This is a genomic window from Clavibacter sp. VKM Ac-2872, from assembly GCF_015351105.1.
GTDB lineage: Bacteria > Actinomycetota > Actinomycetes > Actinomycetales > Microbacteriaceae > Clavibacter.
This window is the reverse complement of sequence record NZ_JADKRR010000001.1, coordinates 1,572,788-1,588,665: the sequence shown is the minus strand read 5'-3', so window position 1 is coordinate 1,588,665 and position 15,878 is coordinate 1,572,788. Positions and strand designations below refer to the sequence as shown.

At 74.5% G+C, this 15,878-nt stretch carries 11 protein-coding genes; 5 read left to right on the top strand and 6 right to left on the bottom strand.

Annotation, left to right across the window (positions count from 1 at the left end; genetic code table 11):
* Window positions 1-4 precede the first annotated feature (4 nt).
* The 5 genes from ITJ40_RS07530 to ITJ40_RS07510 all read right to left on the bottom strand — a co-directional run bounded on the left by ITJ40_RS07530 (window position 5) and on the right by ITJ40_RS07510 (window position 7,032).
* A complete protein-coding gene (locus ITJ40_RS07530; protein WP_194666448.1) occupies window positions 5-502 on the bottom strand; it encodes a DUF4233 domain-containing protein in 498 nt (165 codons plus the stop codon).
* Window positions 499-2,073 (bottom strand): folylpolyglutamate synthase/dihydrofolate synthase family protein, encoded by a 1,575-nt coding sequence (locus ITJ40_RS07525; protein WP_194666447.1) that lies wholly within the window; start codon window positions 2,071-2,073, stop codon window positions 499-501. Before ITJ40_RS07525 ends, ITJ40_RS07530 begins: the two co-directional genes overlap by 4 nt.
* On the bottom strand, window positions 2,070-5,375 hold the full coding sequence (gene ileS / locus ITJ40_RS07520) for an isoleucine--tRNA ligase (protein ID WP_194666446.1): 3,306 nt from the start codon (window positions 5,373-5,375) through the stop codon (window positions 2,070-2,072). The genes ITJ40_RS07525 and ileS overlap by 4 nt, the downstream gene beginning before the upstream one ends.
* 244 nt (window positions 5,376-5,619) lie before the next feature.
* Complete coding sequence (locus ITJ40_RS07515; protein WP_194666445.1) at window positions 5,620-6,378, bottom strand: class I SAM-dependent methyltransferase; 759 nt, start codon at window positions 6,376-6,378, stop codon at window positions 5,620-5,622.
* Between the two features lie 48 nt (window positions 6,379-6,426).
* Window positions 6,427-7,032: a TetR/AcrR family transcriptional regulator gene (locus tag ITJ40_RS07510; protein WP_194666444.1), complete on the bottom strand. Its 606-nt coding sequence runs from the start codon at window positions 7,030-7,032 to the stop codon at window positions 6,427-6,429.
* A 104-nt stretch (window positions 7,033-7,136) separates the two neighbouring features.
* On the opposite strand from ITJ40_RS07510, the gene ITJ40_RS07505 reads away from it, so the two are divergent.
* The 4 genes from ITJ40_RS07505 to ITJ40_RS07490 are packed head-to-tail and all read left to right on the top strand — an operon-like array spanning window position 7,137 to window position 12,368.
* A complete protein-coding gene (locus tag ITJ40_RS07505) occupies window positions 7,137-8,783 on the top strand; it encodes an ABC transporter substrate-binding protein (protein WP_194666443.1) in 1,647 nt (548 codons plus the stop codon).
* On the top strand, window positions 8,780-9,844 hold the full coding sequence (locus ITJ40_RS07500) for an ABC transporter permease (protein WP_194666442.1): 1,065 nt from the start codon (window positions 8,780-8,782) through the stop codon (window positions 9,842-9,844). Before ITJ40_RS07505 ends, ITJ40_RS07500 begins: the two co-directional genes overlap by 4 nt.
* Window positions 9,841-10,701 (top strand): ABC transporter permease, encoded by an 861-nt coding sequence (locus ITJ40_RS07495; RefSeq protein WP_194666441.1) that lies wholly within the window; start codon window positions 9,841-9,843, stop codon window positions 10,699-10,701. Before ITJ40_RS07500 ends, ITJ40_RS07495 begins: the two co-directional genes overlap by 4 nt.
* Window positions 10,698-12,368 carry an ABC transporter ATP-binding protein gene (locus tag ITJ40_RS07490; RefSeq protein ID WP_194666440.1) on the top strand — a complete coding sequence of 557 codons (1,671 nt, stop codon included), beginning with the start codon at window positions 10,698-10,700 and terminating at the stop codon, window positions 12,366-12,368. The genes ITJ40_RS07495 and ITJ40_RS07490 overlap by 4 nt, the downstream gene beginning before the upstream one ends.
* Window positions 12,369-12,386: 18 nt before the next feature.
* On the opposite strand, the gene ITJ40_RS07485 is transcribed toward ITJ40_RS07490, so the two are convergent.
* Window positions 12,387-13,814 carry a helix-turn-helix domain-containing protein gene (locus tag ITJ40_RS07485; protein ID WP_194666439.1) on the bottom strand — a complete coding sequence of 476 codons (1,428 nt, stop codon included), beginning with the start codon at window positions 13,812-13,814 and terminating at the stop codon, window positions 12,387-12,389.
* Window positions 13,815-13,925: 111 nt separating this feature from the next.
* On the opposite strand from ITJ40_RS07485, the gene ITJ40_RS07480 reads away from it, so the two are divergent.
* Entirely contained in the window at window positions 13,926-15,872 is a 1,947-nt protein-coding gene (locus tag ITJ40_RS07480; protein WP_194666438.1) for a phosphoenolpyruvate carboxykinase (GTP), read from the top strand.
* The last annotated feature ends 6 nt before the right edge of the window (window positions 15,873-15,878 follow it).

Genomic DNA, 15,878 nt, shown 5'->3' with positions numbered 1-15,878 from the left:
CCTCCTACGGGGTGGGAGCCGGCGGCTCGGTGGTCGGTCGGTGGTCGGTGGGGCGGTCATCGCCCGGGTCGGGGCTCCCGCCGGCCGCGGTCTGCTCGTCGAGCATGGCCTGCTCCCACGCGCCGCGGGCGGCCGCCTTCTCGCGGTCGATCCGGGCGCCCTGGACCATGGCGTAGATCCAGAGGAGCAGGAAGAAGCCGCCGACCGCGAACATGGCGGGGAGCACGAACCCGGTGAGGACGACGACCACCTGCACGACCCAGCCGGCGCGGATGCCGAGCGGGGTGCGCAGGGTGCCGACGACGGCGAGCATGGCCACGACGAGCAGCGCCCCGCCGCCGAGGGCGGGCAGCGCGGGCAGCGCCTGGAGGCCGAAGGCGACGAGGCTGGCGAGGAACACGACGATGACCTGGAAGCCCATGACGATGGATCCGAGGATCTCGACCGTAGTGCGGGGCGGCCGCGGCCGTCGGGTGCGCGCCGGGCGTCCTCCGACGCTCACGCGGTCTTCCAGCCCTCGTCGGCGGCGTGGGCGATGGCCTCGCCGACGAGGAGGATCGAGCCGGTGACGAGCGCCGCGCCCTTCTCGGTCTCGCCCGCCGAGTCGCGCGCGTCCTCGAGCGCCGTGCGCAGGTCGGGCTCGACCGTGACGCGGTCGCGGCCGACGACGCCGACGACGATGCGCGCCAGCTCGTCGGGATCCACCGAGCGCTCGGACGTGGACCTGGTGACGATGAAGTGGTCGACCACGGGCGCGAGCTCGCGCACGATCCCCTCCGCGTCCTTGTCCGCGAGGACCCCGATCACGGCGGTGACGCGGTCGAAGGTGAAGTACACGGGCAGCGCGGCCGCGAGCGACGCGGCTCCCGCGGGGTTGTGCGCCGCGTCGACCAGCACGGTCGGCTCCGTGCCGACGACCTGCAGGCGTCCGGGGCTCGTCGCGGTGGCGAGGCCCTCCGCGAGGACGTCGTCGTGGATGGCGTGGTCGCCGCCGCCGAGGAACGACTCGACCGCGGCGATCGCGACGGCTGCGTTCTGCGCCTGGTGCGCGCCGAACAGCGGCAGGAACACGTCGCGGTAGGTCCCCGCGAGACCCTGCACGCTGATCACCTGGCCGCCGACCGCGAGGGTCGTGTCGAGGAGGCGGAACCGCTCGCCCTCGATCGACCACGTGGACTCCGTGAGCTCGGCGGCGCGCGTGAGCTCGGCCACGACCTCGGGCACCTGGGCGCTCGACACGACGTCCGACGCGGGCTTCACGATGCCGGACTTGGTGCGCGCGATCTCCGCGACGGTGGATCCCAGCCGCTGCGTGTGGTCGAGCGAGACGGGCGTGAAGACGGCGACCTGGCCGTCGCCGACGTTCGTGCTGTCCCACTCGCCGCCCATGCCGACCTCGATCACGGCGACGTCGACGGGCGCGTCGGCGAACGACGCGAACGCGAGCACGGTGAGCGCCTCGAAGAAGGTGACGGGCTCCTCGCCCGCGGCGACGAGCTCCCGGTCGACCAGGTCGATGAACGGCTCGACGTCGGCCCAGTTGCGGCTGAGCGCCTCGTCCGTGATCGGCAGGCCGTCGACGACGATGCGCTCGTTGAAGCGCACGAGGTGCGGGCTCGTGAACAGGCCCGTGCGCAGGCCGGTGGCGCGCAGGATGCTCTCGGTGATCCGGCTGGTCGACGTCTTCCCGTTCGTGCCGGTGACGTGGACGATCGCGTACGCGCGCTGCGGGTCGCCGAGCAGCTCGACGACGCGCCGGGTGGCGGACAGGCGCGGCTGCGGCGCCTGCTCCCCCATCCGCGCGAGCAGCGCCTGGTAGACGGCGTCGCCCTCGCGCTCGAAGTAGTTCTCGTCGTCGACCTCGCGGCCGGCGACGATCGACTGCTCGGCCTCGCGGCGGAGCTCGGCGGCGTCGTCGGCGAAGAGCTGGTCGTCGCTGAGGCCGTCGACGTCGGGGTCGAGCGCGCGCGCCGCGGCGTCGACCCCCTCGTCCGTCTCCAGCTCGAAGTCGTCGTCGCGGCGGTCGTCGTCCGCGTCGTCGTCGAAGGGGCGTCCGCCCCGCTGGTCGCTCATGCTCGCTCCACCTCGATGTACAGGGGCGATCCGCCGCCGACGGTGATGCCGGGATCCGGATCCGCCGCGGCGTCCGCGTCGATCCGCAGCGCCACCGCCAGGGTCTCACGCGCGATGAGGTCGCGGAACCGCTCGGCCTGCTCGGCGCCCGCGGCGTCCAGCCGGATCACGAGGGCGATGCGGTCGCTCACGTCGAGCCCCGCGCCCTTCCGCGCGTCCTGCACGTTCCGCACCACGTCGCGCGCGAGGCCCTCGGCCTCGAGCTCGGGGGTGAGCGCGGTGTCGAGCAGCAGGAAGCCGCCGCCCGGCAGGAGCGCGAGCGCCTGGTCGGCCCGGTCGCCCGCCACCTCCAGCACGAGCTCGTACTCGCCGGCCACGAGCGGGACGCCGCCCGCGACGACCTCGCCGTCCGCCTCGGTCCAGTCGCCCTGCCTGGCGGCCTGGATCACCTGCTGCACGCCCTTCCCGAGCCGGGGTCCGGCGACGCGCGCGTTCACGGTGAGGCGGCGGGTGATCCCGGCGTCGGCCGCGCTCGTGGGGGTCAGCTCCTCGACGGAGACGGCCTTGACGTTGAGCTCGTCGCGCAGGATGTCCTCGAACCGGGCGAGGCCGTCGGCGTCGTCGCTCACGACCGTGAGGCGCGCGAGCGGCTGGCGCACGCGGAGGCCCGACTGCTTGCGGAGCGAGAGCGCGGTGGACGCGACCTGTCGGACGCGGTCCATCACCTCGACGAGGCGGTCGTCCGCCGGCAGGTCGTCGGGCTCCGGCCAGTCCTCCAGGTGGACGCTGCGCCCGCCCGTGAGGTCCTTCCAGATGCGCTCGGACACGAGCGGGAGGAGCGGTGCGGCGACGCGCGTCACGGTCTCGAGGACCGTGTGGAGCGTGTCGAAGGCGCGCGTGTCGCCCGCCTCGGTGCCCGCCCAGAAGCGGTCGCGGCTGCGGCGCACGTACCAGTTGGTGAGCACGTCGGCGAAGTCGCGGAGCGAGGCGGCGGCCAGCGTCGAGTCGAGCGCCGTCATGTGCTCCGTGACCTCGGTGACCAGCCGGCGCGTGCGGGCCAGGATGTAGCGGTCCAGCACGTCGTCGCTCGTCGTGTCGCGGCGCGCCTCGTAGCCACCGGGCTGCGCGGAGTTGGCGTAGAGCGAGAAGAAGTACCAGGTGCTCCAGAGCGGGAGCAGCACCTGGCGGACGCCCTCGCGGATGCCCTCCTCGGTGACGACGAGGTTGCCGCCGCGGAGCACGGGGCTCGCGAGGAGGAACCAGCGCATGGCGTCGGATCCGTCGCGGTCGAACACCTCGTTGACGTCGGGGTAGTTGCGGAGCGACTTCGACATCTTCTGGCCGTCGTTGCCGAGCACGATGCCGTGGCTCACGACGCTGGAGAACGCCGGCCGGTCGAACAGCGCGGTCGACAGCGCGTGCAGCGTGTAGAACCAGCCGCGGGTCTGGCCGATGTACTCGACGATGAAGTCCGCCGGGCTGTGCTGGTCGAACCACTCGCGGTTCTCGAACGGGTAGTGCACCTGCGCGAAGGGCATGGATCCCGAGTCGAACCAGACGTCGAGCACGTCCTCGATCCGGCGCATGGTGCTCTTCCCCGTCGGGTCGTCCGGGTTCGGGCGCGTGAGCCGGTCGATGAACGGGCGGTGCAGGTCCGTCGGCCGCACGCCGAAGTCGGCCTCGAGCTCGTCGAGGCTGCCGTACACGTCGACGCGCGGGTACGCCGGGTCGTCGCTCTTCCACACCGGGATCGGGCTGCCCCAGAACCGGTTGCGGCTGATCGACCAGTCGCGGGCGTTGCCGATCCACTTGCCGAACTGGCCGTCCTTGACGTTCTCGGGCGTCCACGTGATGTCCTGGTTGAGGCGCACCATGTCGTCGCGGAAGTCGGTGACGCGCACGAACCAGCTGGAGACCGCCTTGTAGATGAGCGGGTTCTTGCAGCGCCAGCAGTGCGGGTAGGAGTGCTCGTAGCTGGCCTGGCGGATGAGGCGGCCCTGCGCCTTGAGCATGCGCGTGAGCGTCTTGCCGGCGTCCGACCACAGCTCGCCCGCGACCTCGGGCACCGCGTCGACGAAGCGGCCGCCCTCGTCGAGCGACAGGATCACGGGGATACCGGCCGCCGCGCAGACCTGCTGGTCCTCCTCGCCGTAGGCCGGGGCCTGGTGGACGATGCCGGTGCCGTCGGTGGTCGTCACGTAGTCGGCGACGAGCACCTGCCACGCGTTCTCCGTCCCGAAGGCCTCCGTGTCGGCGTAGAAGTCCCAGAGGCGGTCGTAGGCGACGCCCTCGAGCTCGCGACCGGTGACGGTGCGGGAGACGGCGGAGCGGGCCTCGTCGGCGGACGCGTAGCCGAGGTCCTTGGCGTAGTTCCCCACGAGGTCCTGGGCGATGAGGTACTCGGATCCGAGCACCTCGGCCGCGAGCTGCACGGACGACGCACGGGGCAGCGAGTCGGGCGCCTCGGCGTCCGGCGTGCCCGCGGGGCCGGCCGGCACCACGGCGTAGACGATGTCCGGCCCGACGGCGAGCGCCATGTTGGTGGGCAGCGTCCAGGGCGTCGTCGTCCAGGCGAGCGCCCGCACGGCGGTGAGGCCGAGCGACTCGGCCTTCGCGCCGACGAGCGGGAACGTGACGGTGACGGACTGGTCCTGGCGCATGCGGTAGACGTCGTCGTCCATCCGCAGCTCGTGGTTGCTCAGCGGGGTCTGGTCGTGCCAGCAGTAGGGCAGCACGCGGAAGCCCTCGTAGGCGAGGCCCTTCTCGTGCAGCTGCTTGAAGGCCCAGATGACCGACTCCATGAAGTCGATGTCGAGCGTCTTGTAGTCGTCCTCGAAGTCGACCCAGCGGGCCGAGCGCGTGACGTAGTCCTCCCACTCCCCCGTGTACTCGAGCACCGAGCGGCGCGCGACGGCGTTGAACGCCTCGACGCCCATCTCCTCGATCTCGCTCTTCTCGGTGATGCCGAGCTGGCGCATCGCCTCGAGCTCGGCGGGGAGGCCGTGCGTGTCCCAGCCGAAGCGGCGGTGGACCTGCTTGCCGCGCATGGTCTGGAAGCGCGGGAAGGCGTCCTTCGCGTAGCCCGTGAGGAGGTGCCCGTAGTGCGGGAGGCCGTTGGCGAAGGGCGGGCCGTCGTAGAAGACCCACTCGTCGCATCCCTCGCGCCGCTCGACGGAGGCGCGGAAGGTGTCGTCGCGCTTCCAGAACGCGAGGATCCCCTTCTCGACGTCCGGGAAGCGCGGGCTCGCGGCGACCTGGTCGGGCGCGCTCGGGTCGTCGGGGACGGGACGGGGGTAGGTCATGGTGGCTCCTGCGGCGATGGGATCTCCGCGAGGACGCCCGGATCCCTCATGCGGATCCCCGAGCGCGGTACCACCCCGCTTGCCGCGCGATGCGCGACCACTCTCCTGAAGGCGATGACGGGCCCTATCCGTTCGGTTCTACTCGCCCCGTCTTCCGCGGCTTTCTTCCGAAGGCTCCCCGGTGATGGCCGGATCGACGCCTGTGCCACAGATCCTAGCGCGCCCGGGCGGCGGATCCGGCGGGTCAGCCGCCGAGCTCGGCCCGGTACGCGTCGGCGCGGTAGGGCAGGTCGAGCACGTCTCTGCCTGCCGTGTCCGGGTGGCCGGCGAGGAGCGTGCGGATGTCCTCGAGGACGCGGGCGCGCTCGTCGTCGGGCAGGGTGATGATCCGGCTGATGGACCCACCGAGGTCCACCACCTCCTCGGGGGTCGTGCGGTGCACGTGGGCGAACGACGCGTGCTCGACCGGGCCGAACCCGGGGAACGGGCCGGGCTCGGGTGCGCGTCCGCCGTGGCGCCGGCCCGCCTCGAGGATGGCGTCGAGCTCGCGGACCCAGTCGACGTCGCCGTCCATCATGTTCCAGACGATGCCGAGCCGTCCGCCGGGACGCAGCACGCGCGCGGCCTCCCGGGCCGCCTCGCCCGCGTCCATCCAGTGCCAGGCCTGCGCGACGAGCACGGCGTCCTCCTCGCCGTCGCCCACCGGGATCGCCTCGCCGCTGCCCGCCCGGACGTCGAGGCCCGGCGACGCCGCCTGGAGCACCTGGCGCATCTCGGCGTCGGGCTCGACCGCGGTGACGGCGAGGCCGCGCGCGGCGAGCAGGCGGGTGAGCTTGCCGGTGCCCGCGCCGAGGTCGATGACGCGGCGGGCGCCGGCCGGGAGCATCCATTCGACGGCGGCGTCGGGGTAGCCGGGGCGGACGCGGTCGTACTGGTCCGCGACGGATCCGAACGAGGAGGCGAGGGCGGCACGGTCGGGCTGCGGGAGGGCGTCGGAGGTCATGTGCCCATCATCGCCTGCGGAGGCCCGCGGAAGGGCGCGCGCCGCACGTCAGCCGAGGGTCGCGGCCAGGGCCGGGCGGAGCGGGTCGAGCGCCCGGCGGACGGCGTCCTCGAGGGGGCCGCGGCCCACGCCGTCATCCGCCCACGCGATGATGGCGGCGGCCGTCGCGGCGGCGATCACCGCGGCGGCGATCCGCACGGGCCCGGCGGAGGCGCGGCAGCCGGACGCCCGCGCGAGGGCCTGCGCGATGGGATCCACGAGCGGCGCCGCCCGGGCCACGCCCTCCCCCTGCACGTCGGCGCCGAGGCCCATCACCTCGTGCTGCGTGAGGGCGAGCGGCAGCCAGCCCTCGCCGCGGGAGCACGCGGCGCCGATCAGCGCGTCGACGACGCCGTCGACGGGCGGGCCCGCGCGATCCACGGACACGAGCGCGTCGCCGAGGGCGCGGAGCGTGTCGTCGAGGCCCGCCCACAGCAGGTCGGCCTTGGAGGCGAAGTAGTTGAAGAAGGTGGCGCGGCTCACCCCGGCGCGCTGGGCGATCTGCTCCACGGTCGTGGCGGCGTACGTGTTCTCCAGGAAGAGCTCGGCGGCGGCCTCCTCGAGTGTCGCGCGCGAGGAGCGACGCGGACGACCGGCGGGACGGGCGGGAGTCATGGGCCCATCCTGGTGCACCGGGGTGACGGCGGGCGCGTATTGTTGGACGCGGTACAGAAACACCCGCACCAGCGCCCGCAGCGGCGCGCTCATCGGAAGCACCCATGATCCATACCCCACGCACCCGCGCGCTCGCGGGCCTCGGCGCCCTCGCCACGACCGCCATCCTCCTCACCGGATGCACGCCCGCCACCCCCGAGGCATCGACCATGCCCGTCTCCGGCGGCACGCTCGTCTACGCGTCGGGCGACGCCGAGCCCGACTGCCTCGACCCCCACGTCGGCGGCAACTACCCGCAGGCGCTCGTGTCGTCCCAGTTCCTCGAGCCGCTCGTGTCGCTCGACGGCGCGGGCGGGATCACGCCCTGGCTCGCCGACAGCTGGACCTGGAGCGCGGACGGGCTCGGCCTCGAGCTGAAGCTCCGCCAGGGGGTCGCCTTCACCGACGGCACGCCGTTCGACGCGGACGCCGTGGTCGCGAACATCCGGCACGTGCAGGATCCCGCGACCCTCTCCTCCACCGGCTACCTCGCGCTGCAGGCGATCTCGGACGCGACCGCGGTCGACGCGGACACCGTGCGGCTCACCCTCTCGACGCCCGACAGCGCGCTGCTCGAGTCGCTCTCGCAGCCGTGGCTGGCCATGGAGTCGCCCGCCGGGATCGCGCGCGGCACCGACGCCAACTGCGCGGCGCCCATCGGCACCGGCCCCTTCCGCGTCGAGCGCTGGGACCGCCAGCAGTCGATCTCGCTCGTGCGCAACGACGCGTACTCCTCGCCGCCCACCGACGCCGCGCACACGGGGCCCGCGTACCTGGACCGCATCGACTGGCGATTCCTGCCCGACGCGGCCTCCCGATTCGCGGCGCTGCAGAGCGGCGAGGTCGACGTGATCGACAACGCGCAGCCCGACGCGATCGTCTCCGCGACGGCGAGCGGCGCGCTCGGCGAGCTCGACGCGCCGCGGCCCGGCGCCGCCAACCGCATCGAGCTGAACTCCGGCCGCGCGCCCTTCGACGACGCGCGCGTGCGGGAGGCGTTCATCCGCTCCGCCGACGTCGACGCGGGGATCACCGCCCTGTTCCAGGGCACCGCGGACCGGTCGTACTCGCCTCTCGCCAGCACGGAGCCGGCCGCCGTGTCCGCCCCCGACCTCTTCGGCATCGACGCCGACCGCGCGGCCGCCCTCCTCGACCAGGCGGGCTGGTCGGCCAAGGACGCCGACGGGATCCGCACGAAGGACGGGAAGCGGCTCACGCTCCGCTTCCCCGTGAGCACCAACCAGTCGATCCCGGCCGAGCAGTCGCTCTTCGAGCAGATCCAGGCCACCACCAAGCAGGTCGGCTTCGACGTGCAGCTCGAGCCCATGGACCTCGGCTCCTGGTACGAGGCCCTCGGCGCCGACGCGTACGAGCTCGTCAGCGCGCCGTACACGAAGGCCGGGCCCGACGTGCTGCGGATCCTCTACGACACCTCCGGCATCACCCCGGCGCCGAGCGGCTACTTCGCGAACCACGCCAAGGTGTCGGTGCCGGAGATCGACCGGGCGCTCGCCGAGGCCCGCGCGACGACCGACCTCGACCGCCGGAAGGCGCTCTACACCGACGTGCAGCAGCGCGTGATGGCCGGGTACTGGATCCTGCCGCTCTACGACCAGCAGAACCACTTCCTCCACGGCACCGCCGTCCAGGGCCTCCGCGCCCTGCCGTCCGTCGCGACGCCGACGCTGTACGACACCTGGCTCGCCCGGTGAGGCGCGGGCGCGCCGTCCGCGCGTCCGGTCCCCGTCGACACGGGCTCCTCGGCGCCGTCCGGGCCGTCGCGGCCCGGATCGGCGGCGCGGTCCTCGTGCTGTGGGCGGTCGCGACCGTCACGTTCCTCGCGGTGCGGCTGATCCCGGGCGATCCCGCGCAGGCGATCCTCGGCGGCCCCGGCTCGCAGGCGCCGCCCGAGGCGGTCGCCGCCGTGCGCGCCGAGTACGGGCTCGACCAGCCCCTGCTCGTGCAGTACCTGGCGCAGCTGGGTCGGCTGGCGCGGGGCGACCTCGGCCGCTCGTACGCGCTGCGCGAGGACGTCGTGGCGGTGCTCGCCCGGCAGCTGCCCGGCACGCTGCTGCTCGCGGTGCTCGCGCTCACGGTCGCCTGGATCCTCGCCCTCGGCCTCGCGCTCGTCTCCACGGGAGCGGGCCGCGTCGCGGCAGCGGTGGGCGCGGGCGTCGAGATCGTCGCGGCGTCGCTGCCGCACTTCTGGATCGGCGTGGTGCTGATCCTCGTGTTCTCCACCGGCCTCGGCTGGCTGCCGGCCGTGAGCGGATCGTCCCCCGCTGGCCTCGTGCTGCCGGTGCTCACGCTCGCGATCCCCCTCGCCGGGTTCCTCGGGCAGATCATGCGCGAAGCGCTGCTCGACGCGCTCGACTCCCCGTTCGCGCTCGCCGCCCGGGCCCGCGGCGAGTCCGAGGCAGGCGTCCGGCTGCGGCACGCGCTCCGGCACGCGGCGGCCCCCGGGATCGCGCTGTCCGGCTGGGCGTTCGGCTTCCTCATCTCCGGCGCGGTGGTCGTGGAGCAGATCTTCGCCCGGCCCGGCCTCGGCCGCACCGCGCTCGCGGCGGTGACCAGCCGCGACGTGCCGGTCATCGTCGGCGTGGTCCTCGTGGTGGCGGTGGTCTACATCGTGCTCACGGCCGTGACCGACCTGCTGGCCCGGATCGTGGACCCGCGGCTCGTCGACGCGCGCTCGGGGCCCGTCCCCGGCGTCTCGGGCCCTCCCGCCCCTGCGGTCGCAGCCGCGGCCGATGCGCCGGCGGTCGCACGATGAGCGACCCGCGCGCCGCGACGCTCCTCGCCCTCGCGCCCGACCGGCCGCGCGTGCGCCTCCTCGCCGTTGCCGGGACGACGGGCGCCGCGATCGCGGTCGTCCTGCTCCTCGCCTGCGCCGTCGCCCCCGGCCTCGTCGCGCCCGGCGACCCGCTCGCCATCGCCCCCGCAGAGGCGTTCCGCGCGCCCGGCGCCGGCCACCTGCTCGGCACCGACGAGTCCGGCCGCGACGTGCTCACGCGCGTCGTGCACGGCGCCGGACCGAGCCTCGTGATCGGCGTGACCGCCACCGCCATCGGCCTCGGCCTCGGCACGCTCCTGGGGCTCGCCGCCGCGCTCCTCGGCCGGATCGCCGACTTCGCCGTGAACCGCGTGATCGAGGTGGTCTTCGCGTTCCCCGGCCTGCTGCTCGCGCTCTTCCTCATCGTGATCCTCGGGCCCGGCATCGGCAGCGCGACCCTGGCCGTCGGGATCTCGGCCGCGCCCGGCTACGCGCGCATCATCCGCGGCCGGGTCGTCGCCGTGCGCCGCTCCGCCTACGTGGAGGCGGCCACCGTGCTCGGCCGCCCCCCGCTCGTGGTGCTCGCGCGGCACATCCTGCCGAACACGGCGACTCCCCTCTTCGTGCTCGGGACGCTCGGCGTCGGCCAGGCGATCGTGTGGGCGTCGTCGCTCAGCTACCTCGGGCTCGGCACGGTCCCGCCGGATCCCGAGTGGGGCGCCATGCTCGCGGCCGGCCGCACGTACATCGGCTCGGCACCGTGGCTCACGGTGGTGCCCGGCCTCATGATCGTCCTGACCGCGACCGCGTCCACCGTCCTCGGACGGGCGCTCGAGCGCCGGGTGCGCGGATCATGACCGGCGGATCAGGGCGGGGAGCCCCCGCGACGCCGCCCGCCCTGCGGGTGGAGGACCTCCGCGTCCGGTTCGACGGCGTCCCCGTCGTGCACGGCGTCTCGCTGCGGATCGCGCCGGGCGAGTGCCTCGCGCTGGTCGGCACGTCCGGCTCCGGCAAGAGCGTCACCGCCAGGAGCCTCCTCGGCCTCGCCGGCCCCGGCGCCGACGTCGAGGCGGAGGTCCTGGAGATCGCCGGCCGCGACCTCCGCGCCGCCGGTCCCCGTGCGTGGCGGCGCGTCCGGGGATCCGGCGTCGGCCTCGTGCTGCAGGACGCCCTCTCGTCCCTCGACCCGCTGCGGCCCATCGGCCGCGAGATCGGCGACGCCCTCCGCATCCACGGCATGCGGGATCCGCGCGCGCGCCGGGCGCGGGTCCTCGAGCTGCTCGAGCTCGTGGGCATGCCGGATCCCGCGACGCGCGCGCACCAGCGCTCGGGCGAGCTGTCGGGCGGGCTGCGGCAGCGGGCGCTCCTCGCGGCGGCCCTGGCGCTGGATCCGCCGCTCCTCGTCGCCGACGAGCCCACGACCGCGCTCGACGCCACCGTGCAGGCGCGCATCATCGACCTGCTCGCCGACCTCCGCACGCGCGGCCAGGCGACCCTGCTCGTCAGCCACGACCTGGCCGTGGTCGCGCGCCTCGCCGACCGCGTCGCCGTGATGCACGACGGACGGATCGTGGAGGAGGGCCGGACCGCGGACGTCCTCCGCGCGCCCGCGCATCGCCGGACCCGCGCTCTCGTGGCGGCGGTCCCGACGGGCGTCCCGCGCGGCGTCGCGCTGTCGGAGGCCCGCGTCGACGCGGCCGCAGCGGCCCCGGCCGCGAGCGCCGCACCGCACCCGGACGACCGCGTCGTCCTCCGCGCCACCGGCCTGACGCGCTCCTACCGGGGTCCCGCCGGATCCGCCCGCACGGCCGTCGACGACGTCTCCCTCGAGGTGCGCCGCGGGCGCACGCTCGGCCTCGTCGGCGGGTCCGGCTCCGGCAAGACCACGGTCGCCCGCCTCCTGCTCGCGCTCGAGGAGCCGGACGCGGGCGCCGTGACGCTCGACGGCGACCCGTGGAGCGGCCTCCCCGAGCGGGAGCGCCGCAGCCGTCGCGCGCGCGTCGGCGCGGTCTACCAGGACCCCCTCGCGTCCTTCGACCCGCGCTGGACCGTCGACCGGATCCTCCAGGACGCCCTCGCCGTCGCCGGCCACCGCGGCGCGGACGCGTTCGACTCCCCCGCCACGCTCCTCGCGCAGGTGGGCCTCGATCCCGCGCTCCTCCGCCGCCGTCCCGCGCGGCTGTCGGGCGGCCAGCGCCAGCGCGTCGCCATCGCGCGCGCGCTCGCGGCCCGGCCCGACGTCCTGATCTGCGACGAGCCCGTCTCCGCGCTCGACATCGCCGTGCAGGCGCAGGTGCTGGACCTCCTCGACGAGCTGCAGCGCCGGCTGGGCCTCGGCCTCCTCCTCATCTCGCACGACCTGGGCGTCGTCGCGCACATGAGCGACGAGGTCCTCGTGATGAGCGAGGGCCGGGTCGTCGAGCGCGGATCCGCGGACGACGTGCTGACGCGTCCGGTCCACCCCGTCACCCGGGCGCTCCTCGACGCCGTCCCCCGGCTGGACCCGGACGCCGCGACACGCTGACCGGCCCGGCGCCCTGAATCAGGCCCCCGCGTGCCGGTCGAGGAAGGCGTACAGCTCGCGGTCGTCCACCCCGGGGAACGACCCGCGCGGCAGGGGCGCGAGGATGTGCGCGTGCAGCCGCGCGCTCGGCCACGCGCGGTGGCGCCACCGGCCGGCGTCCTCGGGATCCGCGCGCCGGCAGCACGACTCGTCGGGGCACCGCGACACGCTCCTGGCCGTCGTCTCGCGGCCCCGGAACCACTTCGCGTGCGCGAACGGCACGCCGAAGGAGATGGAGTACTCGCCCTCGGCGGTGGATCCGGTCTGCGTCGAGCACCAGAACGTCCCCGCCGGCGTGTCCGTGTACTGGTGGAACTCGGTCGTGCGGTTCGTGCGGTCGAACGCGCCGCGCGCCGCCCACTCGCGGCAGACCGGCTGCCCCTCGACCGCCCCCGTCACGTCGACGGGCAGCGGCAGGCCGTCGTTCTCGTAGGCCTTGTAGACCGCGCCGTCCCCGCCCACGCGCAGGAAGTGCACGCGGAGGTCGAGGTGCGTGGTGCTGATGTTCGTGAGCCGGAGCGCCGCCGCCTCGTGCGTCACGCCGAACGCGTCGCGGAAGTCCTCCACCGCGAGGTCGCGCCGCGCCTTGGCCTCCGCGAGGAACTCCACCGACTGTGTGAGCGGCATGAGGCACGCGGCCGCGAAGTAGTTGATCTCCAGCCGCTGCCGCAGGAAGTCGGCGTAGCTCGCGGGCTCCTCGTGGCCGAGCACCCGGTGGGCCATCGCCTGCAGCGCCATCGAGCGGAGGCCGTGGCCGCCGGGGATGGACGCGGGCGGCAGGTAGATCCGCCCCTCCCCGAGGTCGGTGACCGAGCGCGTCGATCGGGGCAGGTCGTCCACGTAGATGAGCTCGAAACCGAGCCCCTCGGCCATGCGGCTGACGCTGCGGTGAGAGAGGGCGCCGCTGCGGTGGCCGACGTCGGCGAGCATCCGCTCGGCGAGCTCCTCGATGGCGGGCATGTGGTTGTGGCGCTCGCGCATCATCAGGCGCTGCTCCGTGTTCGCCCGCCTGGCCTCCTCGGGCGTCGCGATCGACTCGCGCGCACGGCGGGCGAGCTCGCGGTGCAGGCCCACGAGCGCCTCCAGCGTCTCCTGCGGGAGCGCCCTGCTCGCCGGGACGGTCGGCAGCCCGAGCGAGCCGTACAGCGACGAGCGCTGCGCACGGTCCAGCTCGATCTCGAGGGCCGACCGCGCGTCCGGCGCGTCCGCCGCGAGCAGGTGGGTGACGTCCACGCCGAGCGCGGCGGCGATGCGTCCGAGCGTCGAGAGCCGCGTCTCGCGCCGGCCGTTCTCGATCATGCTCAGCTGGCTCGGCAGGATCCCCGCCCGCTCCCCCAGCGCCTGCAGCGTGAGCCCCGCGCCCTTCCGCGCATGCCGGATGCGCCGGCCGATGACGAGCTGGTCCATTGATTCACCTCTCCGTGAACATCCGCTCTTCTTCACGTCGGCGGATCCCCGAACACCATCCTGACGGGTCGCAGGCTGGAACAACAGACCGATCGACGAGGACGGACCGACATGACCAGCATCCAGGACGCACCCGCGCTCACCGCCGACCGCCCGCGCGGCGGCAGGCCCGGCACCGGCACCGGGACGGCCGGCGCCACGCCCGACGCCCGGCCGCTCCCGCCCGGCGCGGCCGCTCCCGCGCGCTGCCGCGACCCCCGCATCGCCGAGTGGGTCGCCGAGGTCGCCCGGCTCACGCTCCCCGACCGGGTCGTCTGGTGCACGGGCAGCGTCGCCGAGTACGACCGCCTCACGCGCGAGATGGTCGACGCCGGCACGCTCATCCGGCTGAACCCCGAGTGGCGCCCGCACAGCTTCCTCGCGCGCAGCGACCCGGCCGACGTGGCGCGCGTCGAGGACCGCACCTTCATCTGCTCCGCGGATCCCGCCGACGCCGGCCCCACGAACAACTGGCGCGACCCCGATGAGACGCGCGCCGAGCTCGACGCGCTCTTCGCCGGATCCATGCGCGGCCGCACCCTCTACGTCGTCCCGTTCTCGATGGGCCCGCTCGGCGGCGCGATCTCGCAGCTCGGCGTGCAGATCACCGACAGCCCCTACGTCGTCGCGAGCATGGCGCTCATGACCCGGATGGGCGACGACGCGCTCCGCCTCATCGGCCCGGACACGACCTGGGTCCGCGCGCTGCACGGCCTCGGCGCGCCGCTCGTGGACGACCGGGGCCGCCGCACGGCCGACGTCCCGTGGCCGCACAACGCCGACAAGCGCATCTGCCACTTCCCCGAGGACCGCGAGATCATCTCGTTCGGCTCGGGCTACGGCGGCAACGCGCTGCTCGGCAAGAAGTGCTTCTCCCTCCGCATCGCCTCCGTGATGGCCCGCGACGAGGGCTGGCTCGCCGAGCACATGCTCCTGATCCGGATCACGAGCCCCGAGGGCCGGCGCTTCCATGTCGCCGCCGCGTTCCCCTCGGCGTGCGGCAAGACGAACCTCGCGATGCTCACCCCCACGATCCCCGGGTGGACGGTCGAGACGCTGGGCGACGACATCGCGTGGCTGCGGCCGGACGTGCAGGGCCGGCTCCGCGCCGTGAACCCGGAGCGCGGCCTCTTCGGCGTGGCCCCCGGCACGGGCGAGGCGTCGAACCCCGTCGCCATGTCCACGATCTGGGGCAACGCGATCTACACGAACGTCGCCCTGCGACCCGACGGCGACGTGTGGTGGGAGGGCATGACGCCCACGCCGCCCGCGGGTCTCGTCGACTGGCAGGGGCGGCCCTGGTCGCCCGGATCCGGGACCCCCGCCGCGCACCCGAACGCGCGCTTCACCGTGGGCCTGGAGCAGTGCCCGTCGCTCGCGGACGACTGGGACGACCCGGACGGCGTCGTCGTCGACGCGATCCTCTTCGGCGGGCGCCGCGCCACCAACGTCCCGCTCGTGGCGGAGGCGGACGACTGGGAGCACGGCGTCTTCGTGGGCGCCACCATGGCGTCGGAGCAGACGGCCGCCGCCGAGGGCCGGGTGGGCGAGCTCCGCCACGACCCCTTCGCGATGCAGCCGTTCTGCGGCTACGACATGGCCGACCACTGGCGCCACTGGCTGGAGGTCGGACGGGGGCTCGGCGCCGGCGCGCCCCGCGTCTTCCAGGTCAACTGGTTCCGCAAGGGCGACGACGGCTCCTTCCTCTGGCCCGGCTTCGGCGAGAACGCCCGCGTCCTCGAGTGGATCGTCCGCCGCCTGGAGGACCGCGTGCCCGTCGAGCGGACCCCCGTCGGCGGGCTGCCGCTGCCGGAGGACCTGGACGTCCAGGACCTCGACCTCGCCGAGGGAGCGCTCGACGAGCTGCTGTCGCTGGATCCCGAGCTCTGGCTCGAGGAGCTCGACGCCGTGGACGCCCACTTCGCCCGCTTCGGCGGCCGGGTGCCCGCGGAGCTGAGGGCCCGGCTCGACGCGATGCGCCGGGCGTTCCGGGAGGCCGCGACGACGAGCCCGGCCTAGCCCTCG

Excerpts from the sequence above, each read along its gene's own strand:
- ITJ40_RS07490 (WP_194666440.1), top strand. The coding sequence starts at position 10,698 with ATGACCGGCGGATCAGGGCGGGGAGCCCCCGCGACGCCGCCCGCCCTG.
- ITJ40_RS07495 (WP_194666441.1), top strand. The coding sequence starts at position 9,841 with ATGAGCGACCCGCGCGCCGCGACGCTCCTCGCCCTCGCGCCCGACCGG.
- ITJ40_RS07480 (WP_194666438.1), top strand. The coding sequence starts at position 13,926 with ATGACCAGCATCCAGGACGCACCCGCGCTCACCGCCGACCGCCCGCGC.
- ITJ40_RS07525 (WP_194666447.1), bottom strand. The coding sequence starts at position 2,073 with ATGAGCGACCAGCGGGGCGGACGCCCCTTCGACGACGACGCGGACGAC.
- ITJ40_RS07510 (WP_194666444.1), bottom strand. The coding sequence starts at position 7,032 with ATGACTCCCGCCCGTCCCGCCGGTCGTCCGCGTCGCTCCTCGCGCGCG.
- ITJ40_RS07505 (WP_194666443.1), top strand. The coding sequence starts at position 7,137 with ATGATCCATACCCCACGCACCCGCGCGCTCGCGGGCCTCGGCGCCCTC.
- ileS (WP_194666446.1), bottom strand. The coding sequence starts at position 5,375 with ATGACCTACCCCCGTCCCGTCCCCGACGACCCGAGCGCGCCCGACCAG.
- ITJ40_RS07515 (WP_194666445.1), bottom strand. The coding sequence starts at position 6,378 with ATGACCTCCGACGCCCTCCCGCAGCCCGACCGTGCCGCCCTCGCCTCC.
- ITJ40_RS07485 (WP_194666439.1), bottom strand. The coding sequence starts at position 13,814 with ATGGACCAGCTCGTCATCGGCCGGCGCATCCGGCATGCGCGGAAGGGC.